General features: G+C 64.5%; 22 protein-coding genes. 21 read left to right on the forward strand and 1 reads right to left on the reverse strand.

Annotated features, from left to right (window positions below; all coding sequences use genetic code 11):
- The first annotated feature begins 4 nt into the window (after nucleotides 1–4).
- The 9 genes from H3S97_RS04325 to H3S97_RS04365 all read left to right on the forward strand — a co-directional run bounded on the left by H3S97_RS04325 (nucleotide 5) and on the right by H3S97_RS04365 (nucleotide 9,804).
- Nucleotides 5–1,765: a spermidine synthase gene (locus H3S97_RS04325; protein WP_232356272.1), complete on the forward strand. Its 1,761-nt coding sequence runs from the start codon at nucleotides 5–7 to the stop codon at nucleotides 1,763–1,765.
- A gap of 108 nt (nucleotides 1,766–1,873) precedes the next feature.
- Nucleotides 1,874–2,803: a site-specific tyrosine recombinase XerD gene (xerD, locus tag H3S97_RS04330; protein ID WP_198219764.1), complete on the forward strand. Its 930-nt coding sequence runs from the start codon at nucleotides 1,874–1,876 to the stop codon at nucleotides 2,801–2,803.
- A 45-nt stretch (nucleotides 2,804–2,848) separates the two neighbouring features.
- Nucleotides 2,849–3,688 (forward strand): ParA family protein, encoded by an 840-nt coding sequence (locus tag H3S97_RS04335; RefSeq protein WP_015021621.1) that lies wholly within the window; start codon nucleotides 2,849–2,851, stop codon nucleotides 3,686–3,688.
- The gene (locus H3S97_RS04340) at nucleotides 3,685–4,488 is read left to right on the forward strand and encodes a segregation and condensation protein A (RefSeq protein ID WP_198186966.1); all 804 of its coding nucleotides are present in this window, start codon (nucleotides 3,685–3,687) and stop codon (nucleotides 4,486–4,488) included. Before H3S97_RS04335 ends, H3S97_RS04340 begins: the two co-directional genes overlap by 4 nt.
- Nucleotides 4,485–5,147: an SMC-Scp complex subunit ScpB gene (gene scpB / locus H3S97_RS04345; RefSeq protein WP_198186967.1), complete on the forward strand. Its 663-nt coding sequence runs from the start codon at nucleotides 4,485–4,487 to the stop codon at nucleotides 5,145–5,147. The genes H3S97_RS04340 and scpB overlap by 4 nt, the downstream gene beginning before the upstream one ends.
- Before the next feature lie 114 nt (nucleotides 5,148–5,261).
- Nucleotides 5,262–7,181, forward strand: coding sequence for a translational GTPase TypA (typA, locus tag H3S97_RS04350; protein WP_045935231.1), 1,920 nt, complete (start codon nucleotides 5,262–5,264; stop codon nucleotides 7,179–7,181).
- A gap of 72 nt (nucleotides 7,182–7,253) precedes the next feature.
- Complete coding sequence (locus H3S97_RS04355; RefSeq protein ID WP_198189485.1) at nucleotides 7,254–7,718, forward strand: alcohol dehydrogenase; 465 nt, start codon at nucleotides 7,254–7,256, stop codon at nucleotides 7,716–7,718.
- Nucleotides 7,715–8,701, forward strand: coding sequence for a prephenate dehydratase domain-containing protein (locus H3S97_RS04360; protein ID WP_198219765.1), 987 nt, complete (start codon nucleotides 7,715–7,717; stop codon nucleotides 8,699–8,701). The genes H3S97_RS04355 and H3S97_RS04360 overlap by 4 nt, the downstream gene beginning before the upstream one ends.
- 65 nt (nucleotides 8,702–8,766) lie before the next feature.
- On the forward strand, nucleotides 8,767–9,804 hold the full coding sequence (locus H3S97_RS04365) for a prephenate dehydrogenase (RefSeq protein ID WP_198219983.1): 1,038 nt from the start codon (nucleotides 8,767–8,769) through the stop codon (nucleotides 9,802–9,804).
- On the opposite strand, the gene H3S97_RS04370 is transcribed toward H3S97_RS04365, so the two are convergent.
- The gene (locus H3S97_RS04370) at nucleotides 9,794–10,066 is read right to left on the reverse strand and encodes a DUF6725 family protein (RefSeq protein WP_198219766.1); all 273 of its coding nucleotides are present in this window, start codon (nucleotides 10,064–10,066) and stop codon (nucleotides 9,794–9,796) included. The genes H3S97_RS04365 and H3S97_RS04370 overlap by 11 nt on opposite strands.
- A gap of 95 nt (nucleotides 10,067–10,161) precedes the next feature.
- Between H3S97_RS04370 and H3S97_RS04375 the strand changes: the two genes are divergently transcribed.
- The 12 genes from H3S97_RS04375 to H3S97_RS04430 all read left to right on the forward strand — a co-directional run bounded on the left by H3S97_RS04375 (nucleotide 10,162) and on the right by H3S97_RS04430 (nucleotide 26,706).
- On the forward strand, nucleotides 10,162–11,094 hold the full coding sequence (locus H3S97_RS04375) for a tyrosine recombinase XerC (protein WP_198187482.1): 933 nt from the start codon (nucleotides 10,162–10,164) through the stop codon (nucleotides 11,092–11,094).
- Between the two features lie 151 nt (nucleotides 11,095–11,245).
- A complete protein-coding gene (locus H3S97_RS04380; RefSeq protein ID WP_198219767.1) occupies nucleotides 11,246–12,922 on the forward strand; it encodes a peptide ABC transporter substrate-binding protein in 1,677 nt (558 codons plus the stop codon).
- Between the two features lie 192 nt (nucleotides 12,923–13,114).
- Nucleotides 13,115–14,785 (forward strand): peptide ABC transporter substrate-binding protein, encoded by a 1,671-nt coding sequence (locus H3S97_RS04385; RefSeq protein ID WP_198219768.1) that lies wholly within the window; start codon nucleotides 13,115–13,117, stop codon nucleotides 14,783–14,785.
- A 129-nt stretch (nucleotides 14,786–14,914) separates the two neighbouring features.
- A complete protein-coding gene (locus tag H3S97_RS04390; RefSeq protein WP_198219769.1) occupies nucleotides 14,915–16,576 on the forward strand; it encodes a peptide ABC transporter substrate-binding protein in 1,662 nt (553 codons plus the stop codon).
- A gap of 189 nt (nucleotides 16,577–16,765) precedes the next feature.
- Nucleotides 16,766–17,692 (forward strand): ABC transporter permease, encoded by a 927-nt coding sequence (locus H3S97_RS04395; protein ID WP_024627150.1) that lies wholly within the window; start codon nucleotides 16,766–16,768, stop codon nucleotides 17,690–17,692.
- Nucleotides 17,693–17,723: 31 nt separating this feature from the next.
- Nucleotides 17,724–18,713 carry an ABC transporter permease gene (locus tag H3S97_RS04400; RefSeq protein ID WP_045935237.1) on the forward strand — a complete coding sequence of 330 codons (990 nt, stop codon included), beginning with the start codon at nucleotides 17,724–17,726 and terminating at the stop codon, nucleotides 18,711–18,713.
- Nucleotides 18,714–18,724: 11 nt separating this feature from the next.
- A complete protein-coding gene (locus H3S97_RS04405; protein ID WP_198219770.1) occupies nucleotides 18,725–20,722 on the forward strand; it encodes a dipeptide ABC transporter ATP-binding protein in 1,998 nt (665 codons plus the stop codon).
- Nucleotides 20,723–20,759: 37 nt separating this feature from the next.
- Complete coding sequence (locus tag H3S97_RS04410; protein ID WP_198219771.1) at nucleotides 20,760–21,605, forward strand: DUF3710 domain-containing protein; 846 nt, start codon at nucleotides 20,760–20,762, stop codon at nucleotides 21,603–21,605.
- A gap of 4 nt (nucleotides 21,606–21,609) precedes the next feature.
- Entirely contained in the window at nucleotides 21,610–22,311 is a 702-nt protein-coding gene (locus H3S97_RS04415) for a DUF3159 domain-containing protein (protein ID WP_198219772.1), read from the forward strand.
- Nucleotides 22,304–23,590 carry a class I SAM-dependent RNA methyltransferase gene (locus tag H3S97_RS04420; RefSeq protein WP_198219773.1) on the forward strand — a complete coding sequence of 429 codons (1,287 nt, stop codon included), beginning with the start codon at nucleotides 22,304–22,306 and terminating at the stop codon, nucleotides 23,588–23,590. The genes H3S97_RS04415 and H3S97_RS04420 overlap by 8 nt, the downstream gene beginning before the upstream one ends.
- 1 nt (nucleotide 23,591) lies before the next feature.
- Complete coding sequence (locus H3S97_RS04425; protein ID WP_198219774.1) at nucleotides 23,592–24,206, forward strand: substrate-binding domain-containing protein; 615 nt, start codon at nucleotides 23,592–23,594, stop codon at nucleotides 24,204–24,206.
- Between the two features lie 13 nt (nucleotides 24,207–24,219).
- On the forward strand, nucleotides 24,220–26,706 hold the full coding sequence (locus H3S97_RS04430) for an HAD-IC family P-type ATPase (RefSeq protein WP_198219775.1): 2,487 nt from the start codon (nucleotides 24,220–24,222) through the stop codon (nucleotides 26,704–26,706).
- The last annotated feature ends 82 nt before the right edge of the window (nucleotides 26,707–26,788 follow it).

The raw sequence follows: 26,788 nt of genomic DNA on the forward strand, positions 1-26,788 counted from the left end.
CGCCATGAACGATGATCACAGCGTAGACGCATGGGCTGTCTCGGCAGAATCGGCGGATCAGGTCAGTCCATCATCGGGCAGCGGCACTGCCAAGCGGGCCGGATTCAGTCAGCCGCGCCCTATTTTGCGGTCGCGGGTTTTTCTCTATGTGACGGAGTTCTTCTCGGGTATGGCCGTCATGGCCGCCGAGCTGGGGGCCTCCCGCCTGCTGGCTCCTTACTTCTCTTCCTCCCAGATCGTGTGGACCATCATCATCGGGACCATCATGATCGCCCTGGCCCTGGGCGCCGTGGTCGGCGGCCGCTGGGCCGACAGGAACCCCGACCCGGACAGGCTCTACCTGTGCATTATGGCCGCGGCCGTCTGGATCGCCCTGATCCCCCTGGTCGGCAAGTATCTGATCATCCTGATCTCGGGACTGCTGATCGTGGCCGTCTCGACCAACTTCCTGGTCCTGGCGGCCTTCATCTCCTGCCTGATCATCTTTGTTCCGCCCCTCTTCCTCCTGGGCACCATCACCCCCGGCCTGGTCAAGAGCGCCACCGATTCCCTGGACGACAACGCTTCGGTGGTCGGTCGGCTCAGCGCCTGCAACACCGTGGGGTCCATCCTGGGCACTTTCCTGCCCACCTTTGTGACCATCCCGGCCGTGGGGACCTTCGTCACCTTCCTAATCTTCTCCGGGATACTACTCCTGGTGGCCTTGGTCTACTTCCTTTCCTCCCATGCGCACCGCCTGGCCTGCCTGATCGCCACGGTGGCCTTTGTGGTCTCGGCCGCCCTGTCACCGATGACGGGGTTCGCCTTCTGGGAGAAGGGCCTGGCCTACGAGGGCGAGTCCATCTACAACTACCTGCAGGTCAAAACCCTGGCGGACAGAACCATCCTTTCCACCAACGTCCTCTTCGGCGTTCAGTCGGTGACCATGAAGCACCCTGGGATGACCGGCATGTACTACGACACGGCCCTGGCGGCGCCGCTCATGGCCGATCAGGCCCGCTCGGCCCTGATCCTGGGCATGGGGACGGGGACCTACGCCCGGCAGCTGAGGCGGTACTATCCTCGGATGGCAATCCAGGGGGTTGAGATCGATCGGACCATCAGCGACCTGGCCATCAAGTATTTCGTTCAGCCCAGCGATATTCCGGTTTCCACCTACGACGGGCGAGCCTGGCTGGCAGCCAGCGCTCAGCGCTATGATCTGATCATGGTCGATGCCTATCAGGACATCACCATACCCTTCCAAATGAGCTCCACCGAGTTCTTCAACCTGGTCAGGAAGCACCTGAATCCGGGCGGGGTCATGGTGGTCAACATGAACATGATCGACGACGGTCAGGGGTCCATCAATGCAGCCCTGACCAATACCATCACCAGGATCTTCGGATCCGATGCCATTTTGACGGCCGACGTGCCACAGACCACCAACCGCGAGCTCTTTGCTCGTCGCCCAGTTTCCGAGGCTTTTGCGGAATCTGGGGGACTCAAGAAGGCAGCGATGCGGGACTATCCTGGTTCTGACCTGCTGGCAGAAGCTGCCTCCAGGGTCAGTCCTGATCCGGATCTGTCCCAGATGATGGAGCAGGTCAGCTTCCGTTTGAGCACGGTTGGGAATGCAAAGGGGAGGGTATTGACCGATGACAATGCGCCGGTGGAGCTGCTGGGCATGCACGCCATCGACGGCATCATCAGCAGGGAGGCCGGCCCCTACCGACGGATTCTTCAGCAGGAGGGGATTCAAGGGCTGATCCGGGAGGTCTCCTGAGTGTTCGCCCCAATCCCAAGCGCGTTGGAAGCATGGAAACAGGGGATCATAGCGTTAGACTATGGCCTGAGACCAGCACTGATGAAGAGAACCGGAGGTTAAGCGGTAGTGGACGGTGATCATCAGGAGGGGCTGACCGCATTGTTGGATCAGTTCCTGGCCTACACCGGTCTGGAGCGGGGTCTTGCACCCGCCACGGTCAAGGCTTATAAGTCCGATCTGACCATGTATATCAACTGGTTGTCCGGCCGCGGCATCACCAGCCTGGAGCAGATCCAGACCGCCGATGTGGAGGGCTTTTTAGCCCATCTGGCCGATGAGAGCCCAGCCAGCCGCTCGCGGAGGATGGCCGCCGTCCATGAATGGCACCGGTTCGCCCTCAAGCAAGGGGTGACCGACCAGGATGTCTCCCGTACCGTCAAGGCTCCCAAGGGAACCTCGGCCCTGCCGGATGTGCTGGACGTGGACCAGGTGACCCGGCTGCTGGATGTGGCCGCCATGGGCGGGTCCAAGGATCCGGTGGTCCTGCGGGACAAGGCCCTGCTGGAATTCATGTACGCCACTGGCTGCCGGGTCTCGGAGGCCGTAGGCACCAACCTTGAGGACATGGACCTGGATGAGCGGGTGGTCCGTTTGACCGGCAAGGGCGACAAGCAGCGTCTGGTGCCCATGGGATCCTATGCATGCCAGGCCATGCAGACCTACCTGAATCTGGGACGGGCCAGCCTGTGCAATCGGGCCACCAAGGGCAGGGAATTGCGGGCTGTCTTCCTCAACAAGCGCGGCAAGCGGCTGACCAGGCAGACGGTCTGGCAGGTGGTCAGGGATGCCGGTCGCCGTGCGGGCCTGAACAGGCCCCTGCACCCTCACACCCTGCGGCACTCCTTCGCCACTCATCTGCTGGAGGGAGGCGCCGATGTGCGTTCGGTCCAGGAGCTGCTGGGCCACGCTTCGGTGACCACGACACAGATCTACACTCATGTAAGCCCCCAGGCCCTGATGGAGACCTACCAGACGGCCCATCCTCGCGCTCGCTGACCCGCCAACCCGCGAATGCGGTCGGAAACTTGATAGGGTAGAGGCATGCCTACGGATTTGTTAGGGCGCGAGTATGAGACGTTCGCTGCCCCGGAGCCTTTGAAACAGCACGGCCCGGCCCGTGTCCTCGCCATGTGCAACCAGAAGGGCGGCGTGGGCAAGACCACCTCATCGATCAACATCGCCGGGGCCATGTGCCAGTATGGGCGACGCGTGCTGATCGTGGACTTCGACCCCCAGGGCGCGGCCACCGTGGGCCTGGGCATCAATGCCAACAGCGTGGACAACACCATTTACACCGCCATGTTCGACACCTCCCTGGATGTTCACGAGGTGGTCAGGCACACCCGTTTTGACGGTCTGGACATCATACCGGCCAACATCGATCTGTCGGCCGCTGAGATTCAGTTGGTCACCGAGGTCGGCCGGGAGCAGGCCCTGGCGGCAACCATCCGGCCCCTGCGGCAGGAGTATGACGCCATCATCATCGACTGCCAGCCCTCGCTCGGTCTGCTGACCGTCAACGCGTTGACTGCTGCGGACGGGGTCATCATTCCTGTGGCGGCCGAGTTCTTCGCCCTGCGTGGCGTGGCCCTGCTCATGCAATCCATAGAGAAGGTCCGCAGCCGCATCAACCCCGACCTGCAGATCTACGGGGTGCTGGTCACCATGTACACCAAGACCCTGCATTCGGACGAGGTGCTTCAACGCATCTACGAGGCCTTCAAGGGCAAGGTCCTGCACTCCATCATCAGCCGGTCCATCAAGCTGCCCGACGCCACGGTGGCCGGCGAGCCCATCACCATGTTCGCTCCCGAGCACAAGACCGCCAAGGAGTATCGGGAGGTCGCCCGGGAGCTGATCGCCCGCGGCATCGTGGCGTGAGCGGATCAGCGGACGGCTTCGCCGTCGACCTGGATGTCTACCAGGGGCCCTTCGACCTGCTGCTGGGCATGCTGGCTAACCGGAAACTCTCCCTGACGGAGGTTTCGTTAGCCTCCATCACCGGGGAGTTTCTGGACTATGTGCGCACCTTGGACTTCAGTCAGGGACTGGACCAGGCCAGCGCCTTCCTGGATGTGGCCTCGGTGCTGGTGGAGGCCAAGAGCGCCGCCCTCCTGCCTGTGGAGGACGAATCCATGCGCGACCAGGCCTCCATGGACGCCCTTCGGGAGCGTGATCTGCTCTTCGCCAGGCTGTTGCAGTATCGGGCTTTCAAGCAGGCTGGACAGGACTTTCGAGCCAGGCTGGCCGCCAACTCGGGCCGCTACCCGCATCCCGGCCATCTGGAGCCCCAGCTGGCTCATTTGCTACCTGATTTGGTCTGGACCTTGAAGCCGGAGGATCTGGCCCTGCTCTGCGCCAACGCCCTGGTCAACGCTCCGGCCTCAGAAGTTCGGCTGGACCAGCTGCACGTGCCTTTGGTTGATCTGAACAAGGAGGCTGACCAGGTTCGCCAAGCCTTGCTGGCAGAGCCCGGTCAGCCTGTGGCTTTCGCCGATCTGGTCGCTTCCTCCAAAGGCCGGGCGCAGGTGGTGGCCCGATTCCTGGCCGTGCTGATTTTCTTCAGGCAGGAATTGATCCAGTACCGTCAGGATGGTCCATACCAGCCGCTCTACCTGCGCTGGATAGGGCCGACCCAGGAGCCGGAAAAGGCCTTGATCAGTGAGGGGGACTTCGCATGAGCCAATCCTCGGCTCCCGACACCCGTCCCGAATATGTGGACTTCGATGTGCAGGACTTTCCCGGCGGGCTGGCCGCCTGTCTGGAGGCCATTCTGGTGGCCACGGACCGGCCGCTGACCGCAGAGGACTTCTCCCGGGTGCTGGCCGTGGACCCGGCACCTGTCAATGCCGCCCTGGAATCGCTGGCCGAGTCCTACAGCGACCGAGGATTCGAACTGCGTCGGACCGCCCGGGGCTGGCAACTGACCAGCCGGGCCGCCTACCAGCCCGTTGTGGCGGCCTTCGTCAAGGACGGTCAGACGGCACGTCTCTCCCAGGCGGCCCTGGAGGCCCTGGCCATCGTGGCCTACCGCCAGCCCATGACCCGTGCCCAGGTGGGTCAGATCCGCGGGGTCAACTCGGACGGGGTCATCCGGGCCCTGCTGGTGCGCGGCCTGGTTCGCGAGGAGGGCCTGGACGAGCAGACCCATGCCGCGCTCTTGGTCACCACCGACCTCTTCCTTGAGCGGATGGGTCTGCAATCCTTGGAGGATCTGCCCTCCCTGGCCCCCTTCCTTCCCGACGAGGACTCGGCCCTGGCCCAGGCCCGCCAGGAGTTGTCCGGCCAGCTTCAGTCCCCGGATCCGGCCCAGGGTTCGCCCCAGGGCAAGGAGCAGTGATCGTCTGTCACACAAGGCGGTTACACTTGTCTCTGTTTGTCCAATTCCTGGACCACGCCAACCGGCAGACAGGCCGGTGGGGGCATGGATAGCATTCACGAGAATGAGGTTTTGATGGCGGTACGCGGCGATATACGAAATGTGGCGATTGTGGCACACGTTGACCACGGCAAGACCACCCTGGTCAACGCCATGCTGCAGCAGTCGCACGTCTTCTCCGAGCGGGAGGAGGTGCCCGACCGGGTCATGGACTCCAACGACCTGGAGAAGGAGAAGGGCATCACCATCCTGGCCAAGAACACCGCCGTCAAGTACACCGGCCCCCTGGCAGCCAAACTGGGCCAGCCCGACGGCATCACCATCAACGTGGTGGACACCCCCGGCCACGCCGACTTCGGAGGCGAGGTGGAACGCGGCATCTCCATGGTCGACGGGGTGGTCCTGCTGGTGGACGCCTCCGAGGGGCCCCTGCCCCAGACCCGCTTCGTCCTGCGCAAGGCCCTGGAGGCCAAACTGCCCGTCATCCTGGTCATCAACAAGACCGATCGGCCCGATGCCCGCATCTCCGAGGTGGTCTCCGAGTCCACCGATCTGCTCCTGGGTCTGGCCCAGGACGTGAGCGAGGAGGGAGTGGACCTGGACCTGGATTCCCTCCTGGACCTGCCTGTGATTTACTGTGCAGCCAAGGCCGGCAAGGCCTCCGTCAATCAGCCCGCCGACGGCGCTGTGCCCGACAACGACGATCTGGAGCCCCTCTTCGAGGCCATCCTGAACAACATCCCCGCCCCGGAGTACGAGGAGGGCGCCCCCCTGCAGGCCCACGTGACCAACATCGACGCCTCCGACTACCTGGGCCGTCTGGGCCTGGTGCGCATCTACAACGGCACCCTGATCAAGGGCCGCCAGTACGGCCTGTCGCGCGTGGACGGATCCATCGAGAACTTCAAGCTGACCGAGATTCTGCGCACCAAGGGCCTGCAGCGTTCCCCGGTGGACGAAGCCGGCCCCGGCGACATCGTGGCTGTGGCAGGTGTGGAAGACATCATGATTGGCGAGACCATCGTCGACCAGGACGATCCCCGCCCCTTGCCTCTGATCCATGTGGACGACCCGGCTGTTTCCATGACCTTCGGCACCAACGATTCGCCCCTGGCCGGCACCGAGGGCAAGGACCACAAGCTGACCGCCCGCATGCTCAAGGACCGTCTGGACCGCGAGCTGATCGGCAACGTCTCCATCAAGGTGCTGCCCACCGACCGGCCCGACGCCTGGGAGGTTCAGGGCCGTGGCGAGCTGGCCCTGGCCATCCTGGCCGAGCAGATGCGCCGCGAGGGCTACGAGCTGACCGTGGGCCGCCCCCAGGTGGTCACCAAGACCGTGGACGGCAAGCTTCAGGAGCCCATGGAGTCCGATACCATCGACGTGCCCGAGGAGTACATGGGCGCGGTCACCCAGCTCATGGCCGATCGAAAGGGCCGCATGGAGACCATGACCAACCATGGCTCCGGCTGGGTCAGGATGCAGTTCACCGTGCCCTCCCGTGGCCTCCTGGGCTTCCGCACCGCCCTGCTGACCGCAACCCGCGGCACCGGCATCTCCTCGTCGATCTCCGCAGGCTATGCCCCCTGGGCGGGCGACATCAAGACACGGCAGAACGGATCCATGGTCTCCGACCGCTCGGGCAAGGCCAGCCCCTACGCCATGCAGAAGCTCCAGGCCCGCGGCGAGTTCTTCGTCAAGCCCCAGTCGCCCGTCTACGAGGGGCAGATCGTGGGCATCAACAACAAGCCCGGCGACCTGGACATCAACATCACCCTGGAGAAGCACATGACCAACATGCGTTCCTCCACCGCCGACGTGCTGGAGACCCTGACCCCGCCCATCGACATGAGCCTGGAGGAGTCCCTGGACTTCGCCAACGATGACGAGTGCGTGGAGGTGACCCCCGAGTCCATCCGCGTGCGCAAGATCATCCTGGACAGGGATGCCTGGTACAAGTGGAACGCCCGTCAGCGCAGGGCCAACAAGAAGTAAACCTTCCCTCATAATCGGTCTTGGTCCGACCCGGCCGCCCCACGGTGACCGGGTCGGACTAGTCTGGAACCCATGAAGTCTCAGGTTTCCAAATCCAAGGACCAAGCCCCCTCCCGTTCGACGGGGGAGTCTGGCAAGGCCAGTGCCTTTCGTTGCCTGCTGGGCCTGCCCATCGGCCTGGCGGTGGGGGTGCTGGGGACCCTGGTCCAGCGCTCCGGGGCCGCTCAGGGTCTGCCTTGGGGGATGGTCCTGGCCTATCTGCTGGTGGCCCTGGCCGCCTGGTGGGTCCGTTGCGACAGCGGCACCATGGGGCTGGCCCTGCATCTGGTGGCCTCGACGGTCACGGTCTGGCTGCTCTCCATGAGGGGGCCGGGCGGCGACGTGCTCATGCCCTATGCCAACTTCCCTACATTCTTTGCCAAGTATGCGGTCTTCCTCTGGATGGGCGGGCTGGTCCTGATACAGACCCTGGCCATCTGCCTGCCGGCCTCCTGGTTTGCTGACGGCCCCCTGCGTCGTCAGGGGCGATCGGCATGAGCCAGGTTCCGTCAGTATCACCTGTGACTCCGCCCGACCGTATTCCCCTGCACTTCCTGGGTCCCGAGGGGACCTTCACCCATCAGGCCGCCCTTGAGGCCGCCAACCTCATGGCGACAAGGCTGGGTTGCCAGACGGATCTTAAGCCCTGCACGGATGCGGCTGCCATTGTGGAGGCCGTGGAGGAGGGCCGAGGCTGGGGGGTGCTGGCCTGGGAGAACAATGTGGAGGGCCATGTGGTGCCCAACATGGACGCCCTGATCGACGCTCAAGCGGTGGCGGGCTTCGGCATGGTCCGCCTGCCCATCGTTTTCGATGCCTTCGTCCGGGCCGACCATGGCCCCCTGCGCCAGGTCGGCGCGCATCCCCACGGACTGGCCCAGTGCAAGGGCTTCATCAAAGAGACCGGTCTGAATCCGGTGACAGCCAACTCCAACGCCGCTGCCTGCCGTGATCTGGGCCCCGATCAGGTGGCTCTGGGTCCGGGCATCTGCGGGAGCCTCTACGGGCTGGAGACTTACCGGCGCGAGGTGCAGGACTATCAGGGGGCCCGCACCGACTTTCTTATGCTGGCACCCCGGGATCAGGCAGCCCGGCTGGCACGCCGCCTGGCGCCGGGCGGGGATTTCGAGTCCATCGTCACCTTCATTCCCCTGAATACCGGGCCGGGCGTGCTGGCCAACCTGCTGGACCGTCTGCGCGATGCGGGCCTGAACATGACCTCATTCATGTCCCGGCCCATCAAGGGGCACGACGGAACCTACAGCTTCGTAGCCAGCATCGACGCCGCACCGTGGCAGAAGGGTCTGCATCAGGTGCTGGCCGACCTGCTGGAAAGGGGGGACTGGCTCAAGACCCTGGCGGTCCATCCGCGCACCCCGCATCCAGCGCCCCCCATCCGTGAATGGATGCTGCCCAGGGCGGGGGCCTTCCGGGGTGAGGACCCCGATTCCGAGACAATCAGCAAGGAGTTGTTATGGTAGATGAATCCGCGCCCTTCCCACACATGGATCTGTCCGGGCCCGAACACATGCACCCGATAGCGGGCATGGCCGCCTCACCGGTGCTGACCTCGGCCCACAAGATCGCCGTTGCGGGACTGGGTCTGATCGGGGGATCGTTGGCCCGCCGCCTGGCCGCCCGGGGTCGGTTCGTGATCGCCTGGAACCATAACGACCGTCCCTATGAGCAGGCCCGCAGCCAGGGAATCCATTGCGTGGACACCCTGGAGGAGCTGGCCAAGGGCAAGGCAGACGTGCTGGTGCTGGCCACCCCCTTGCGGGCCATGCCCGACGTGCTCCAGGCCCTGGCCCCGGTACTGACCCGTGGCACCACCCTGACCGACGTGGGCAGCGTCAAGGGACCTGTCCGCAGGCAGGTCGAACAGGCCGGTCTGGCCGATCGTTATGTAGGCGCCCATCCCATGGCCGGCAGCGAGGGCTCCGGCTATGAGGATTCGGACCCGGCCCTCTTGGAAGATGCCGTCTGGGCCCTCTGCGTCGATGAGCATACGGATTACAGCCGCTTCCTGACCGTGGCCGATATGGTCACCCAGGGGCTGGGCAACCGGCTGATCGCCCTGGACGATGCCACCCACGACCGGGCTGCGGCACTGATTTCGCACATGCCCCATGTGGTGGCCACCGCCCTGGCCAATATGCTGACGAGGTCGCCCGACCGTCGTGTGGCCTCGGCTTTGGCGGCCGGGTCCTGGCGGGACATGACCCGTGTGGCCCTGACCGATCCGGAAAGGACCCGGGCCATGGTGGAGGAGAACGCCGACCAGGTGGCCGACCTTCTGGATGCCCTGGTCGAGAATCTGCAGGGCATGGCTTCCCTTCTGCGGGACCAGGAGCCGGAGGCCGACGAAAAGCGTCGGAGCTTCTTCCTCCAGGCGGACCCCTTCCGACGCTACAAGGCTGCCCTGGGCGACCGGGAGCAGATGCCCACAACTGATCTGGAACTGGATCCGCAGGGGGGCAACTGGCGGCAGGAGCTGATGGATTCGGCCCTGCGTGGCGAGCAGGTCTCGGCCTTCCTGACCACCAGCCGGGCCCGGGTGCTGCACCCGCCTGTCATCGACTGAAATCAGGAGGGTCCGGTCTGGGCGAACGGCGTTCCGGGACGGGCTTCAACGCCACCATGTCTGCCGCCTTAAGGGTCACGCGCTCCCCGGGACGCGACCCATTGGCCGCCGGATCCCTGTCCAGAATCAGCCGATGCCCGTCCCAGTCGACCACATGCCCTACGTAGTCGCGGAATTTGGGCCTTCCGTCTTCCGGGTCCTGTCCCAGGTCAATCCTGACCACCAGCCGTGCCCCGGCCGGTATGGTTGCTGGCAAACGCATGGCCATCCACCTCCTGGGTCAGTATCGCCTGTGGCTGCGACGAGGGTGTAAGCGCCTAGACTGTATTGCACAGCCAAGTGAAGGGAGTGCCCGTAGTGGACCAGGATCTGCAGGACTTCACCGACTATCTTTCCCGGGTGGCAGGCAAGAGTCCCAACACCGTGCGTTCCTACCGGGCCGATCTGGCGGGCTTTCTGCACCTGATGCACCTGCATGGCATCGATGACCCAGCGCAGATCGACCTGGCCACCATCAGGTCCTGGCTGGCTCACGAGGCAGCCACTCACGCCCGCTCGACCATGGCCCGGAAGACGGCCGCACTGAGGTCCTTCTTCGGTTGGCTGAGCAGGCATGGCCGGATTGAGACCGACCCCACCCTGGCCCTGAGCAGTCCCAAGCAGTCCGAGCACCTTCCACGGATCCTGACGCACGACCAGGCCCGCACCCTGATGGATACTGTCGACCAGGATCCGGTCGAGCACCGGGAGGACGAGAAAGTTCAGGCGGCCCTGCAGGTGCGGGACGCGGCCATGCTGGAGCTGCTGTACGCCACGGGCATGCGTGTGGCCGAGCTGTGCGGGCTGGACCTGGATGACGTGAACAGGCGCAGCCGCACTGTAAAGGTCCTGGGCAAGGGTTCCAAGGAGCGGGTCCTGCCCTATGGCCTGCCCGCCGATCGAGCCTTGGATCGCTGGCTGGGGGAGGGGCGGCCGGTCCTGGCGGGCGCAAGGGCCAAATCGGCCCGCAAGGCAGGTCAGGCCCTCTTCCTGGGTCAGCTGGGCGGCAGGGTTGGCCAGCGCCAGGTCCGCAAGGTGGTCCACCAGGCGGCCGGTCAGGCCGGTGTGCCCGACATCGCCCCCCACGCCCTGCGGCACTCGGCCGCCACGCATATGCTGGATGGGGGAGCCGACCTGCGCGAGGTTCAGGAGATGCTGGGCCACTCCTCCCTGCGAACCACCCAGCGCTACACCCACGTCTCCATCGAGCAGCTGCGGGCCCGGTACAGGCAGGCGTTTCCCCGGGCCTGAGATTCGGCAAGTGAGACGAGACCTGTCCTGTGAAACATACTGGTATCAGAGTGTGGCGTATCGCAGCCTACACGTCGGTCAAGCAACGGCGGTCAAGAACCTTCCAAGTGTATGCGCGAGAATGAGAATCGGCTAAAGGGGAGCAGCAGCAATGAAAAAGGGATCACAGCTTACGCTCGTATCCGCGACCATCTGTGCCTTGGTGCTCTTGGCAAGCGGCTGCGGCAGTGGCAGCGGCACCAACACCGAGGGCGCCGAACAGTCGTTCGGCAGCCAGGCCAGCAACAACGCCGTGGTCTCGGTCCACGGCTGTGAGCCCGCCCAGCCGCTCATTCCCAGCAGCACGGCGGAGAGCTGCGGCGGGCAGGTCGTAAACGCCATCAACTCCAGACTGGTCCGCTTTGACGACCAGGGCAAGGCCCGTAACGATCTGGCCTCGGAGATCAAGGGCAACGACGACATGTCCCAGTACAAGATCACTCTGGCTGACGGGCGCAAGTTCTCGGACGGCACCCCCATCACGGCCAAGTCCTTCACCAGGGCCTGGTCCTGGAGCGCCAACGTGACCAACGGCCAGCTGAACGCCAGCTTCTTCGCCAACATCAAGGGCTTCGACGACCTGCAGAAGCAGGGTGTGCCTGCGGATGCCCAGTTCTCCGGATTGAAGGTCGTCGACGACAAGACCTTCATCGTGGACCTCAGCTCGCCCTCGTCCACCTTCCCCATCCAGGTGGGCTACATGGCTTTTGCGCCGCTGCCCGGGTCCTTCTACAAGGACCCCAAGGCCTACGGGGAGAACCCGGTCAGCTCGGGCCCCTACAAGTTTGAGTCCTGGCAGCACAACGGCATGATCAAGCTCCGCAGGAACAGCGACTACGAGGGTGAGGTCAAGGTCCAGAACGGCGGCATCGACTACAAGGTCTACACCGACCTGGGTTCCGCCTATTCGGATGTGCAGGCGGGCAACCTGGATGTGATCGACAGGATTCCCACCTCTGCCGTCAAGACCTTCATGACCGACAGCATGGTGCAGAGCTACAACAAGCCCGGCTCCGGCCTGCAGATGTTCACCATCCCCACAGCCATGGAGCACTTCGGCCAGGATCAGGAGGGTCATCTGCGCCGTCAGGCCATCTCCATGGCTCTGGACCGCAGGATGCTGATTGACAAGGTCCTGGGCGGTCTGGGCGTGGAACCAACGGACTTCACGGCACCTACCATCCCCGGCTACTCCAAGAACCTCAAAGGTTCGGACAACATCAGGTACAACGCCAAGAAGGCCAAGGAGTACTGGGCCAAGGCCGACGCCATCAACCAGTGGCCGGCTGACAGGACTTTCAGGATGCTCTACAATGCAGACGGCGGTGCCAAGGACTTCTATGACGGCATGGCCAACTCCATCAAGAACACACTGGGGATCAAGGCCGAGGCCACCCCCGTGCCCACCTTCAGCGAGTTCCGTGGCAACATCAAAAAGCGCCTTTACAATGATGCGGCCTTCAGATCATCCTGGTCGCCCGACTACCCATCGCCTGAGACCTACCTGATGAGCAACTTCGCCAGCTCGGCGGCCGACGGCAACGGGTCCAACGACGGCGACTACAAGAATCCCAGGTTCGACGCCTTGCTGCAGCAGGCCGCCAAGGCCCAGGACACCGATGAGGCCAACAAGTTCTTCCAGCAGGCTGAGGAGATCCTTCTGCAGGACATGCCGGCGGTGCCGCTCTACTACGCCAACAACACCGGCGCCTCCGCCAAGAGGGTCCACGGTATGCGTCTGGGCTGGGACGGCTTCCCGATCTTCGCGGAGCTGTCCAAGGACCAGTGATGTCAAGCAGCTGCGGGTTCCGAGACCGGCAAATGAGATGAGACTTGCTTTACGAAACATCTTCGTACCAGAATATGGCGTATTGTGGCTTACACGTCGGTCAGGGATCCTTGAGGTTCGGTCATCCCGGTGTCCTTGGTTGCAGACGTGACGTTGACACTCAGTAAATATTATAAAAAGGGAGCAACAGCAATGAAGAAGGGTTCACAGCTTACGCTCGTGTCCGCGACCATCTGTGCCTTGGCGCTTTTGGCCAGCGGTTGCGGTGGTGGTTCAGGCACCAAGGGCGCACAGCAATCGTCCAGCAGCCAGTCGGGCAACAATACCGTCGTTTCGGCCCATGGGTGTGAGCCGGCCAAGCCGCTCATCCCCAGCAACACAGTCGAGAGCTGTGGCGGGCAGGTGGTGGACGCCATCAACTCGAAGCTGGTCCGCTTCGACAATCATGGCAAGGCCCACAATGATCTGGCTTCGGAGATCAAGGGCAACGAAGACATGGATCAGTACAAGGTCACCCTGGCTGATGGGCGCAAGTTCTCGGACGGCACCCCCATCACGGCCAAGTCCTTCACCAAGGCCTGGTCCTGGGCGGCCAATGTGAACAATGGTCAGCTGGGATCCAGCTTCTTCGCCAATATCAAGGGCTATGACGATCTGCAGAAGCAGGGCGTGCCTGCGGATGCCCAGCTGTCCGGCCTGAAGGTCATCGATGACAAGACCTTCACCGTGGATCTGAGCTCGCCCTCGTCCACCTTCCCCATCCAGGTGGGCTACACCTCTTTTGCGCCGCTGCCCGAGTCCTTCTACAAGGACACCAAGGCCTTCGGGGAGAACCCGGTCAGCTCGGGTCCCTACAAGTTCGATTCCTGGCAGCACAACACCATGATCAAGCTTCGCAAGAACACCACCTACAAGGGTGATATCAAGATTCAGAACGGCGGCATCGACTACAAGGTCTACACGGATGTCGCCTCGGCCTACGCCGATGTGCAGGCAGGCAACCTGGACGCAATCGATACCGTCCCCACCTCGGCCCAGAAGACCTTCATGAAAGACAGTCTGGTCAAGGGCTACAACGAGCCCGGCTCCGTCCTGCAGATGTTCACCATTCCCACCACCATGGAGCACTTCGGCCAGGACGAGGAGGGTCATCTGCGCCGTCAGGCCATCTCCATGGCTCTGGATCGCAAGATGCTGATCGACAAGGTTCTGGGCGGTCTGGGCGTGCAGCCCACCGACTTCACCGCACCGACCATCCCTGGCTACTCCAAGAATCTCAAGGGGTCCGATAACCTGAAGTACGATGCCAAGAAGGCCAAGGATGCTTGGGCCAAGGCCGATGCCATCAGCAAGTGGCCCGCTGACAAGAGCTTCCAAATGGTCTACAACGCCGATGGTGGTGCCAAGGACTTCTATGACGGCATGGCCAACTCCATCAAGAACACACTGGGGATCAAGGCCGTGGCCACCCCTGTGCCCACCTTCAGCGAGTTCCGTGGCAACGTCAACAAGCGCGCCTACAAGGATGCGGCCTTCCGGTCGGCCTGGTCGCCCGACTACCCCTCTCCTGAGAGCTACCTGCTGAGTAACTTCGCCAGCTCGGCGGCCGACGGCAACGGGTCCAACGACGGCGATTACAAGAACCCGAAGTTCGACGATCTGCTGAAGCAGGCTGCCAAGGCCAAGAACACCGACGAAGCCAACAAGCTTTTCCAGCAGGCCGAGGAGATCCTCCTGCAGGACATGCCGGCTGTGCCGCTCTACTACGCCAACAACAAGGGTGCGTCAGCCAAGAATGTGCAGGGATTGACTCTGCGCTGGAACAGCTACCCGAACTTTGCGGAGTTGTCCAAGAAGCAGTGATGATCGTGCCGGAAACGGCATAATCCGTCGTCGCTGACCCGGACGGATCCGCACCAAAGCGGATCCGCGCCCGGGTCTTATGCACTGGCGGCGGATTCGGGAAACCAACCAAAGGAAAGAGCAGTATATATGAAGAAGCAATCGGCCCTGACCATTGCTGGCGCCGGACTGTGCGTCATGGCGCTCACGCTGGGCGCCTGCGGGGGATCCGGCGGATCCGACTCCTCTGCCAAGGGGACCAACGGCAGCAGCTCGAACGCCGTCATCTCGGTCTTCAACCCTGAGCCGGCCAATCCACTCATTCCCAGCATGACCAACGAGGTGGGCGGTGGCAACCCCATCGACGTCATGTTCTCCAAGCTGGTCCGCTTCGACGACAAGGGCAAGCCAGCCAACGAGATCGCCAAGCAGATCAAGGCCAACGAGGACAACACCCAGTACACCGTGACCATCAACGACGGCTGGAAGTTCTCGGACGGCACCCCGGTCACCGCACAGTCCTTCACCAAGGCCTGGTCCTGGGCGGCCAACATCGCCAACAAGCAGCTGGGGTCCAGCTTCTTCGCCAACATCAAGGGCTATGACGACATGCAGAAGGAGGGCACACCTGGCGATGCCCAGCTGTCGGGCCTCAAGGTCATCGACGACAAGACCTTCACCGTGGATCTGACTTCGCCCTCGTCCACCTTCCCCATCCAGGTGGGCTACACCGCCTTCGCACCCCTGCCCGAGTCCTTCTACAAGGACACCAAGGCCTTCGGCGAGAAGCCGGTGACCGTGGGACCCTACAAGTTCCAGTCCTGGGAGCACAACAAGTCCATCAAGCTGGTCAAGGATCCCGCCTACAAGGGCGGCATCAAGGTCAGGAACGGCGGCGTTGAGTTCCGCGCCTACACCGATGCCACCGCAGCCTACCGCGACGTGCAGGCCGGCAACCTGGATGTGCTGGACACCCTGCCTGCCTCGGCTCGCAAGACCTTCCAGACCGACAACACGGTCCAGGCCATCAACGACCCGGGCTCGGTCATCCAGATGTTCACCATCCCGACCTACATGAAGCACTTCGGCCAGGATCAGGAGGGCAAGCTCCGTCGTCAGGCCATCTCCATGGCCATCGACCGGCCGACCATCATCAAGAAGGTGCTGTCCGGAACCGCCAAGGAAGTCCACGACTTCACCGCCCCCGTCATCCCCGGCTATTCGACCAGCATCAAGGGATCCGACGTGCTCAAGTACAACCCGTCCAAGGCCAAGGAGCTCTGGGCCGAGGCCAACAAAATCTCCCCCTGGGGCGAGGGCGACACCTTCAAGATCGCCTTCAACGCCGACGGCGCCCACAAGGAGATCTACGACGCCGTCACCAACTCCATCAAGAACGCCCTGGGCATCCAGGCTGCGGGCAACCCTCTGCCCACCTTCAGCGAGTTCCGCTCCAACGTGCAGAACCGCAAGTTCACCGACTCGGCCTTCCGCTCCGGTTGGCAGCCTGACTACCCCTCGCCCGAGAGCTACCTGTCCAGCAACTTCGCCAGCTCGGCAGCCAATGGCAACGGGTCCAACGACGGTGACTACAAGAACCCCGAGTTCGACGGCCTGATGGACAAGGCGGCCTCCGCCAAGAACATCGACGAGGCCAACAAGATCTACCAGCAGTCCGAGGAGCTGCTCTTCCGCGATCTGCCCGCGGTCCCGCTCTACTACCAGAACTCCAACGGCGTGGCCGCCAAGAACATCAAGGGATTCTCCTTCACCTGGAAGGGAACCCCCGCCTACTACAACCTCAGCAAGTAAGGTGACGGGAGTCTGAATCCCGCACCTTAAAACCGACACCGCCCGGGCCGGCGCGGAGTGGATTCTTCCGCGCCGGCCTTGGCGTTCTTGCACCCCTGTTGAGGTGTGCTGGTAGACTCAAACAAGAATTTTTGCGGCGGCCCCGATCCCATGCCGATCCCGGTCGCGGATGACAAAGGAGAATAGCCGATGGGAAAATATCTTCTGCGACGTATTCTGCAGATGATCCCCGTCGTTCTCGGCACGACACTGCTGATATACGCGCTGGTCTTCGCGCTCCCTGGCGACCCTGTGGCCGCCATGTTCGGAGACAAGCCGGTCAACCAGGCCGTTGCCGCACAGATACGCTCGGAATACAATCTCGACAAGCCCTTCATCGTGCAGTACGTGCTCTTCCTGAAGAATGCGCTGACCCTGAACTTCGGCAACACCTTCGCCGGCCAGCCCGTGATCAGCGTGATCGGCAGGGCCTTCCCGGTGACCATCAAGCTGGCCCTGATGGCCTTCGTCTTCGAGGGCGTCTTCGGCGTGATCTTCGGCATCATCGGCGGCCTGACCAAGGGCAAGTGGTCGGACAACATCATCCTGGTCCTCTCACTGCTGCTGATTTCGGTGCCCACCTTCGTCACCGGCTTCATCCTGCAGTACCTGTTCGGCGTCAAATGGCATCTGCTGCCAGCCACGGCCGGGGCCAATCCGGGCTTCATTGACCTGCTCATGCCGGCCATCGTGCTGGGATCGGTTTCCATGGCCTCCATCATCCGGCTGACCAGGACGGAGATCACCTCCAACATTTCCGAGGACTACGTGCGCACGGCCCGGGCCAAGGGCATGAGCAACCGGTCCGTCATCGTACGGCATGTGCTGCGCAACTCCCTGATCCCCGTGGTCACCTACCTGGGCGCCGACATCGGCGGGCTGATGGGCGGGGCCATGATCACCGAGCGCATCTTCAACATCCAGGGTGTGGGCAACACCCTCTACCAGGCCATCCTCAGGGGCGAAGGCACCCTGGTGGTCTCCATCGTGACCATTCTGGTCCTGATCTTCGTCATCACCAGCCTCCTGGTCGACCTGCTCTACGCAGTGCTCGATCCGCGGATCCGGTATGCGTGAGGGAGAGGGACCGACTATGAGTGAAACGGCAATGAACGAGTCAAGCGAACAGAACGAAAGCCAGGCCCGCGTCTACTTCCCCGACCCCTTGCCGGGGCAGGAGCGGTTCGTGGCCCCCATCGACGAGACGCCCCTGCGCGAGGTGGACTCGGTGGATGAGGACGTGCCGCCCACCAGCATGTGGGCCGATGCCTGGAAGACCCTGAGGCGCAACCCGCTCTTCATCATCTCCGCAATCCTGGCGATTGTGGTCATCCTGGTGGCCCTCTTCCCCAACTTCTTCGCCAAGCAGGACCCCATGGCTTGCAGCTTGTCCAACTCCCTGGAACCGGGCAGGGCCGGTCATCCCTTCGGCTTCGACCTGCAGGGCTGTGATGTCTACAGCCGCGTCATCCACGGGGCCCGGACCTCGGTGGCCATCGGCATCATGACCACCATCCTGGTCACAGTCTTGGGCGGCCTCGTCGGCGCAATCGCCGGATTCTTCGGGGGCTGGGTCGACGCTGTGCTCAGCCGCATCACCGACATCTTCTTCGCCATCCCCATGATCCTGGGCGCCATCGTGCTCCTGCAGATGTTCCGTACCTCCACCTCACTGTGGAAGATCATCCTGACCCTGACCCTCTTCGGCTGGGTCAACATGGCACGTATCACCCGAAGCGCCGTCCTGGAGGCCAAGAACCTGGAGTTCAACACCGCATCCACGGCCCTGGGCTCCACGCCCCTGCGCAACCTCTTCCGGCACATCATCCCCAACTCCCTGGCCCCGGTCATCGTCATGGCCACCATGTCGCTGGGCACCTACATCGTCTCTGAAGCCACGCTGAGCTTCCTGGGCATCGGACTGCCCTCCACCGTGGTCTCCTGGGGCGGTGACATCTCGACGGCCCAGAATCTCCTGACCACCAACCCCTCGGTCCTCTTCTATCCCTCCGCAGCCCTGGCCATCACCGTGCTGGCCTTCATCATGATGGGCGACGCGGTCAAGGATGCATTGGATCCCAAGAGCAGAACGGCCTGAGTGGAGGAAGCATGACTGAAGCAGACAAGAACATGACCACCAATCAGGAGAATCAACCCCTGCTCGACGTTCGGGACCTGCAGGTGGATTTCACCGCCGATGGGCGCACCGTCCACGCGGTTCGCGACGCCTCCTTCAACGTCTACCCCGGCCAGTGGGTGGCCATCGTGGGGGAGTCCGGCTCGGGCAAGTCCACCTCGGCCATGGCTGTGCTGGGTCTTCTGCCCGGTACCGGCAAGGTGACCGGTGGCAGCATCCGGCTCAAGGGCCGCGAGCTGGTGGGCCTGGACCGCAAGGACTACGAGGCGCTGCGAGGCTCCCAGGTGGGCCTGGTCCCGCAGGACCCCATGAGCAATCTGAACCCGGTCTGGCGCATCGGCTCCCAGGTCAAGGAGGCGCTGACCGCCAACCACATGGACGTCTCCCGGGAGAAGCGCTCCCGGCTGGCCAAGGCCCTGGCCGGCGACGAAGAGGTGAAGGTAAAGAAGTCCGACGACGAGCTCTTCATCTCCTCAAAGGACCTGCCCGGTCTGCTCGAGGCCGCCCGTCAGGCCCTGAGCGATGCCGGGGTCGCCGACGTGGACAAGACCATGGAGGCCATGAAGGCCGAGTGGGATGTGGGCTCCGAGACCCGCTGGGGCGTGGCCAAGTCCCTGATCGACGCCGGTGTGGATGACGACGCGGCCTGGGCGCTGGCCAAGGAGCATGTGACCGGCTCGGATATGGACGACCGCATCGCCGGCCTGCTGTCGGAGGCCGGGCTGCCCGAGGCCGCCACCAGGGCCCGGCAGTATCCACACGAGTTCTCCGGCGGTATGCGCCAGCGTGCACTGATCGCCATCGGTCTGGCCTCCCGGCCCGACCTGCTGATTGCGGATGAGCCCACCAGCGCCCTGGATGTGACCGTCCAGAAGCGGATTCTGGACCACCTGCGCAGTCTGACCGAATCCCTGGGCACCGCCGTGCTCTTCATCACCCACGACCTGGGCCTGGCGGCCGAGCGCGCCCAGCACATCGTGGTCATGTACCGGGGCCAGGTGGTGGAGTCAGGGCCCAGCCTGGAGGTCCTGCAGCACCCCCAGCATCCATACACCAAGCGGCTGGTTCAGGCTGCTCCCTCGCTGGCCTCCCAGCGCATCATCTCCGCCAAGCAGCGCGGTCAGGATGCCGAGGGCCTGCTGGAGCACCACGTCAAGGGTGAGAGCACCCTGGAGCGCAGCGAGCATGTCATTACCGTGGAGCACCTGACCCGCGAGTTCAGGCTGCCCCGGCGCAAGGAGATGTTCAAGGCCGTGGACGACGTCTCCTTCTCGGTCAAGCGGGGGACCACCCTGGCCATCGTGGGGGAGTCCGGCTCGGGCAAGTCCACCGTGGCCAACATGGTCCTGCACCTGCTCAAGCCCACCTCGGGTCGGGTGACCTACGAGGGCCAGGACATCGCCGGTTTCGGCAGCCGTCAGCTCATGGAGTTCCGCCGGCACGTGCAGCCGGTCTTCCAGAACCCCTACGGCTCCCTGGACCCCATGTACTCCATCTACCGTTCCATTGAGGAGCCCCTGCGCATCCACAAGATCGGCAACGCCAAGTCCCGGCAGAAGCGGGTCAAGGAGCTGCTGGACATGGTGGAGATGCCCGAGTCGGTCATGGGGCGCTACCCCAACGAGCTCTCCGGCGGACAGCGTCAGCGCATCGCCATCGCCCGGGCCATGGCCCTGAATCCGGATGTGATCATCTGCGACGAGGCCGTCTCCGCCCTGGACGTGCTGGTCCAGGACCAGGTGCTGCGGCTGCTCAACGACCTGCAGGCCGAGCAAGGGCTCAGCTACCTGTTCATCACCCACGATCTGGCCGTGGTCAGGCAGATCGCCGACGAGGTGGTGGTCATGCAGCACGGCCGGCTGGTGGAGCATGCCACCACCGACGAGGTCTTCGACCACCCCCAGCGCCAGTACACCAAGGATCTGCTGGACGCCATTCCCGGCGGTAAGCTGCGCCTGGGTCTTGACTAGTCATCCTTTGCACAGACTCACAAGGAAATGAGGCATCATGGGATTGTTCGGTTTCGGCAGGAAACGCGCCAAGCAGCGGGCCGAGGAGGACCTCGAGGATCAGAAGGACCAGTCCAAGAAGCTCGACGAGTCCGAGGGCGCTGAGAAATCCGACCAGACTTCGCAGACCTCTCAGGAGGACCGCGATGAGACGGCTGCGGAGCAGGACGAGGCCGAGCAGAGCGGGAAGGGTCCCTGGGACAGCCTAGATCCCGAGGCCCCCGACACCGATGAGTACCTGGACATCGGCGCCCTGATGCTGCCCTTCCTTGAGGGCAGCGAGCTGAGGCTCAAGGCGAATTCGCAGACCGGCGACGTGCTGGGAACCACCATCACCTACAAGTCCTCCAGTCTGGAGCTGGAGCCCTTCGCGGCACCCAAGTCCCTGGGGCTCTGGGATGAGGTCCGGGCCGATCTGCTCAAGGCCAACCCCTCCTGCAAGGAGGTGGACGGCGTCTTCGGCAAGGAGCTGACCCTGCCCGTCAAGGTCAAGGGCAAGAACCTGCTGACCCGGGTGGTGGGTATCGATGGACCCCGCTGGATGCTGCGAGGCATCTTCTCCGGCCCGGCAGCCAAGGGCGGCAAGGAGAAGGATGTGCTCGACGGCTATCTGGCCGACCTGGTGGTGGTCCGTGGCGATGAGCCCCTGGCCCCCCGTGACCTGGTTCCCATGCATGCGCCCATCACCCCCAACCAGCGCCGGGGAGAAGCCGAAGACTCGGAGTCCAAGGACCATGAGGGAGCCCAGATCCCCGGCAGGCCCGAAGGCCCCTTCGACTCGGACCAGCAGACCGAGGTGAAGACCACACTGTCGCGCGGACCCATGTTCTCGGAGGTCCGCTAAGGCAGTGAAGCAGAAGCATTCCGGGCTGGCAGCGCTGGCCGATGACGATTTCTCCGTCATGGAGGCCATCGGCGGATGGCGGGGGATCGTCGAGTCCCTGCTGCCAGGGCTGGTATTTCTGGTCTTCTTCCTGGTGACCGGCCGTCTGGGGCTGACCGTGGCGGTTTCGGCGGCCCTGGCCCTGGTGCAGCTGATGATCCGCCTGATCCAGCGGCAGTCCTTTCTGGGGGCGCTGACCGGCCTGCTTTCGGTGGGCATCTGCCTGGTGGCCGCATGGCTGACCCGGGATGCCCGCAACTATTATCTGCCAGGATTCCTGACCAACGGATTCTGGATCATCGTGCTCGCCGCCTCGCTGCTGGCACGGATGCCCGGCATCGGCCTGCTGGTGGAGTACCTGCGCCGGCCCGTCGTCTCCGGGTGGAGGCAGTGGCTGGACTCTTGGCGCAGTGAACCGGACCTGGTCCGGGCCTATACCCAGGCCACTCTGGTCTGGATCGCCGTCTTTGCGCTGCGCCTGCTGGTTCAGGTGCCGCTCTACCTGGCCGGTTCCGTAGGGTTGCTGGGCGCCGCACGCCTGATTTTGGGCCTGCCCCTGTTTGCTCTGGGCATCTGGATCAGCTGGCTGCTGATCGGCGGCCCCTACCATCGTCGCCAGGCCGACCAGGCTCAGACCGACCAGGAGGTCCATACCGATCATGACTGAAACCAGGGTTCGTCTGCGCATCGAACGCTACGCCGACCAGGGCCGTTGCGTGAGCCACCTGGAGGACGGCCGGGTGGTCTTCGTCCGCTTTGCCCTGCCCGGGGAGCTGGTGGAGGTCCTCTTGGATGAGCCTCACGGCCGGGCCGGCAGATTCGCCATGGGCGAGGTCACCCAGGTGCTTGAGGCCAGTCCTGACCGCCGCCAACCCGTCTGGCCTCTGGCTGGACCCTTGGCCTGGGGAGGAGGCCTGGGCGGGGCCGATCTGATTCATGTCAGCCTGCCCGGTCAGCTGACCTGGAAGGCTGATCTGATCAGTCAGCAGATGTCCCGCCTGGGCGGGATGGACGTCCAGGTGCCGGTGGCCCGGGTTCCGGGTGATGAGGAGCTGGGCGGCCTGCACTGGAGGACCCGAATCGAGCTGGTGGCCGACGAACAGGGCCGCCCCTCCATGCGCCGTCGGGGTTCGCATGACCGCCTGCCGATCCAGACCATGCCCCTGGCCACCCAGGAGCTGCTGGACCTGGCCGACGACCTGGGCATCTGGGAGGGCGGCCTGCCCGCCGGTGCCCGCATACGCCTGGCCGTGCCCCAGCCGCGCGACGGGGGACCGGTCGGCGACAACTACGCCCTGCTGGTGGAAGGCCGCCTGAGCCAGGGGAGCCGCCTGCTGACGGAGCGGCTGGAGGCCGGAGCAGGACCTGTCTACCAGGTTCGGGCCGACGGATTCTGGCAGGTCCACCGCCAGGCACCGGTCGTGCTGACCAAGGCGGTCCTGGACCAGGCCAGGCAGGCCCTGGACGGGGTCGCCGAACCGGTCATCTGGGACCTCTACAGCGGATCAGGACTCTTCACCCTGCCGCTGGCCGCTCTGGCTGATGGACGTGCCCGGCTCCTGGCCGTGGAGGGGTCCGCCGGAGCCCTTGCCAGCGCGAAACACAACGTGAAGCAGGCCGGACTGGACCGGGTGGTCCTGCGTCGAGGGGACGTGGCCAAGGTCCTGGCTGGCGGTGCGCCCAAGGGGCTGGGCCATCCCGACCTGATCCTGCTGGATCCACCCAGGGCCGGCGCCAAGGCTCAAGTCTGCCGACTGCTGGCCGCCAGCGGGGCGGGGACCATCATCTACGTGGCCTGCGACCCGACCAGCCTGGCCAGGGATACGGCCACCCTGATCTCCCTGGGTTACAGCCCCAAGCATCTTGAGGCCTTTGACATCTACCCGATGACCCACCACGTGGAGACCGTGGCGGTCTTCACCCGCACGGCGGGAAGGCAGCGCTGACATGAGCCGCGCCGGGCGGATCGTGGCAGTGGTCAGGCGGCTGGCGGGTCTACTGCTAGCGGTCGCCCTGCTGGCGTGCCTGCCCATGCTGACCGGTTGCGCCCCCAAGGACAGGGCTGTGGGCGACTCCTGGCACGAGGGCACCGTGCCCCACGACGGCGTGGATCGCTCCGACACACTCGTGGCTTTGATTGGCTGCCCGCAGAAGGGCGAGAAAGACCCGGATGCCGGTCTGGACAGCCGCATCCTGGCATCCTTGAAGGCCGAGCGCATGAAGGGCTATTTCTCCTCAGCGCAGTCCACCAGCGATCAGCAGGATGGGGTGCAGGATGCCATCAACCGGGGTGTCAGCCTGATTCTGATCCGTCGGCCCGGCGCCGGCGACTGGACCCCCGCCCTGAAGGCAGCCCGGAAGGCGGGCATCCCTGTGGTAGAGTTCGCTCAAAGCGCCAAGGCTTGGACCCCTGACCCAGGTAGGCTCTACTATGCGGCTACGGTCCACCCGGTGGATCCTGCCGGGCATTCGCATACGCCCTTGCTGGCCGATGCCCTGCAGACCATAGTGGACGACGGACCGCATGCCAGGATCATGGCCGTGCGCCTGAGCGCCGACTGAGAGGGGGCCGAGAATGAGCACAGGAAGTGAGCAAGAGCAGACAGCGAGCACAGGCTTTCCGGACACCGACCGGCCGGGGCTGAGCCCCCAGGAGGTGGAGCGGCTGAAGGCCCAGGGCCTGGTCAACGTCTCCCAGGACCAAACCTCCCGCAGCCTGGGCCAGATCATCCGCGACAACGTCTTCACCCTCTTCAACGGAATCATCCTGACCGCCATGGTGGTGGTCCTGCTGACCGGGCAGTGGAAGGACGCGGTCTTCGGCCTGATCATCATCATCAACACCGGCATCGGCGTGGCCACCGAGCTCAAGGCAAAGCACACCCTGGACGGGCTGTCCATCCTGGTGGCCTCCGACTACACGGTGCGCAGGGATGGGCGCAACCTGACCGTGCCCCACGATGCCATCGTCAAGGGGGACCTGCTCTGGATCCGCTCCGGGGACCAGGTGCCCGCCGATGCGCAGATCATCGACACCTACGGCCTGGAGCTGGACGAGTCCATGCTGACCGGCGAATCGCGCACGGTCAAGCACAAGCCGGGGGACCAGGTCTACTCGGGCTCCACGGCCGTGTCGGGCATGGCCCTGGCCCAGGTAACCGCCGTGGGGGCCGACTCCTACGCCGCCACGCTGACGGCCAAGGCCAAGGTCTACAAGAAGGTCCGCTCCGACCTGAACGAGGGCATCAACACCATCCTCAAGGTCATGACCGTGGTGGTCATCCCCCTCTGCCTGCTGCTCATCTTCACGCAGATGCGGACCGTGGGCGGCTTCCAGACTGCCTTGGCCACCGGAGCCTGGCGGCAGGCCGTGGTGTCCGCCGTGGCCGGGGTGGTGGGCATGATCCCCGAGGGTCTGGTCCTGCTGACCTCCCTGAACTTCGCCCTGGCCGCCATCCGCCTGGCCCGGCATCAAACGTTGGTCCAGCAGATGGAGTCCGTGGAGACCCTGGCCCGGGTGGATGCCCTGAATCTGGACAAGACCGGCACCATCACCGACGGGGGCATCGTCTACGACGACCTGCACCCGCTGGCCGAGAATCTGCCGGCCCAGCAGATGCGGCAGGCCCTGGTGGACGTCTGCGCGGAGGAGAGCCCCAACGCCACCGGCCGGGCCATCCTCAAGGGGATGGACGACCTGCACCCGGGCAGGGCCGTCAGCCGCCTGCCCTTCTCCTCGGCCCGCAAGTGGAGCGCCGTGGCCGACCAGTCCGGCAGAATCTGGTACTTCGGCGCCCCGGAGGTGCTCCTGGCATCCCAGGCGGGCAGCTGGCCCCGGGTGGACCGGCAGGTGGCCGACCTGGCCGACCGCGGCTACCGGGTGCTGATGCTGGCCGCCCCCGACGGGTACCCGAGCACCGACCAGCCTGACTACTTCACCGGCAGCCCCGACCTGCCCGGGAACCTGAAGCCCCTGGCCCTGATCACCTGCTCGGAGCACATCCGCGACGACGCTGCCGAGACCCTGGCCTGGTTCCGCCAGCAGGGCGTGCGCTGCCGGGTCATCTCGGGCGACAACCCGGCCACGGTGGCGGCCATCGCCAACAAGGTGGGCCTGACCGGCGACCGGGCGCCCCGGGCCATGGATGCCCGCCAGCTGCCCGAGGACACCGCAGCCCTGGCCGAGGTCCTGGAGGACGTGGACGTGCTGGGCCGGGTCCTGCCCGACCAGAAGAAGGCCATCGTCCAGGCCCTGCACCTGAAGGGCCACACGGTGGCCATGACCGGCGACGGGGTCAACGACTCCCTGGCCCTGAAAGAGGCTGACCTGGGCATCGCCATGGGCAATGCGGCGGCCGCCACCAAGGCCGTGGCCCAGCTGGTCCTGGTGGATTCGCGCTTCTCCCACCTGCCCGACGTGGTGGCCCGGGGCCGGCAGGTCATGGCCAACATGGAGCGTGTGGCCGGCCTCTTCCTGGTCAAGACCGTCTACTCGGCCCTGATCTCCCTGGGCGTGGTCCTGACCGGCATCCCCTTCCCCTACCTGCCCCGGCACATCACCTACATCGGCGCCCTGACCATCGGCACGCCGGCCTTCTTCCTGGCCCTGGCCCCCAACACCAGGCGCTACCGGCCCGGCTTCCTGAAGCGTGTGGTCACCTTCGCCCTGCCCTCGGGCATCGCCACGGCTTTGATTGTGCTGGCGGCGGCCTGGAGCCTGCCCGGCCTGCTGGGACTGGACCTGGCCCGACCCGTCGACCTGGGGCGTTGGCGTTCGGTCTGCGCCATCGTCCTCTTCTGCATGGGCGTGCTGGTCCTGACCCAGGTGGCCCGGCCCCTGCGCTCCTGGAGGGGCCTGCTGGTCCTCTTCTTCGGCGCAGCCGGGGTGATCGGGGCCCTGATTCCCGTTGTGGCGCGGTTCTTCGCCATCAGCCTGCCCACCGGTCCGGCCCTGGCCGCCACCGTGGCCTTCGCCCTGGCGGGTGCCCTGCTCATGGTCCTGGCCGTCCTGGGCTATCCGGCATGCGCACGTTACATAGGCCAGGTAACACATAGGCGCTAAGAATGAACCTCACAAGCACAGATAAGCGTCACTGACGGCCTGGGGTCCTCCCGCCGCCGGTCCACATGGGCGCAAGGGCAGT

The organism is Bifidobacterium choladohabitans, assembly GCF_016102005.1.
Taxonomy (GTDB): domain Bacteria; phylum Actinomycetota; class Actinomycetes; order Actinomycetales; family Bifidobacteriaceae; genus Bombiscardovia; species Bombiscardovia choladohabitans.

Excerpts from the sequence above, each read along its gene's own strand:
- H3S97_RS04325 (WP_232356272.1), top strand. The coding sequence starts at position 5 with ATGAACGATGATCACAGCGTAGACGCATGGGCTGTCTCGGCAGAATCG.
- H3S97_RS04335 (WP_015021621.1), top strand. The coding sequence starts at position 2,849 with ATGCCTACGGATTTGTTAGGGCGCGAGTATGAGACGTTCGCTGCCCCG.
- scpB (WP_198186967.1), top strand. The coding sequence starts at position 4,485 with ATGAGCCAATCCTCGGCTCCCGACACCCGTCCCGAATATGTGGACTTC.
- typA (WP_045935231.1), top strand. The coding sequence starts at position 5,262 with ATGGCGGTACGCGGCGATATACGAAATGTGGCGATTGTGGCACACGTT.
- H3S97_RS04355 (WP_198189485.1), top strand. The coding sequence starts at position 7,254 with ATGAAGTCTCAGGTTTCCAAATCCAAGGACCAAGCCCCCTCCCGTTCG.
- H3S97_RS04360 (WP_198219765.1), top strand. The coding sequence starts at position 7,715 with ATGAGCCAGGTTCCGTCAGTATCACCTGTGACTCCGCCCGACCGTATT.
- H3S97_RS04365 (WP_198219983.1), top strand. The coding sequence starts at position 8,767 with ATGGCCGCCTCACCGGTGCTGACCTCGGCCCACAAGATCGCCGTTGCG.
- H3S97_RS04370 (WP_198219766.1), bottom strand. The coding sequence starts at position 10,066 with ATGCGTTTGCCAGCAACCATACCGGCCGGGGCACGGCTGGTGGTCAGG.
- H3S97_RS04380 (WP_198219767.1), top strand. The coding sequence starts at position 11,246 with ATGAAAAAGGGATCACAGCTTACGCTCGTATCCGCGACCATCTGTGCC.
- H3S97_RS04385 (WP_198219768.1), top strand. The coding sequence starts at position 13,115 with ATGAAGAAGGGTTCACAGCTTACGCTCGTGTCCGCGACCATCTGTGCC.
- H3S97_RS04390 (WP_198219769.1), top strand. The coding sequence starts at position 14,915 with ATGAAGAAGCAATCGGCCCTGACCATTGCTGGCGCCGGACTGTGCGTC.
- H3S97_RS04395 (WP_024627150.1), top strand. The coding sequence starts at position 16,766 with ATGGGAAAATATCTTCTGCGACGTATTCTGCAGATGATCCCCGTCGTT.
- H3S97_RS04400 (WP_045935237.1), top strand. The coding sequence starts at position 17,724 with ATGAACGAGTCAAGCGAACAGAACGAAAGCCAGGCCCGCGTCTACTTC.
- H3S97_RS04405 (WP_198219770.1), top strand. The coding sequence starts at position 18,725 with ATGACTGAAGCAGACAAGAACATGACCACCAATCAGGAGAATCAACCC.
- H3S97_RS04410 (WP_198219771.1), top strand. The coding sequence starts at position 20,760 with ATGGGATTGTTCGGTTTCGGCAGGAAACGCGCCAAGCAGCGGGCCGAG.
- H3S97_RS04420 (WP_198219773.1), top strand. The coding sequence starts at position 22,304 with ATGACTGAAACCAGGGTTCGTCTGCGCATCGAACGCTACGCCGACCAG.
- H3S97_RS04425 (WP_198219774.1), top strand. The coding sequence starts at position 23,592 with ATGAGCCGCGCCGGGCGGATCGTGGCAGTGGTCAGGCGGCTGGCGGGT.
- H3S97_RS04430 (WP_198219775.1), top strand. The coding sequence starts at position 24,220 with ATGAGCACAGGAAGTGAGCAAGAGCAGACAGCGAGCACAGGCTTTCCG.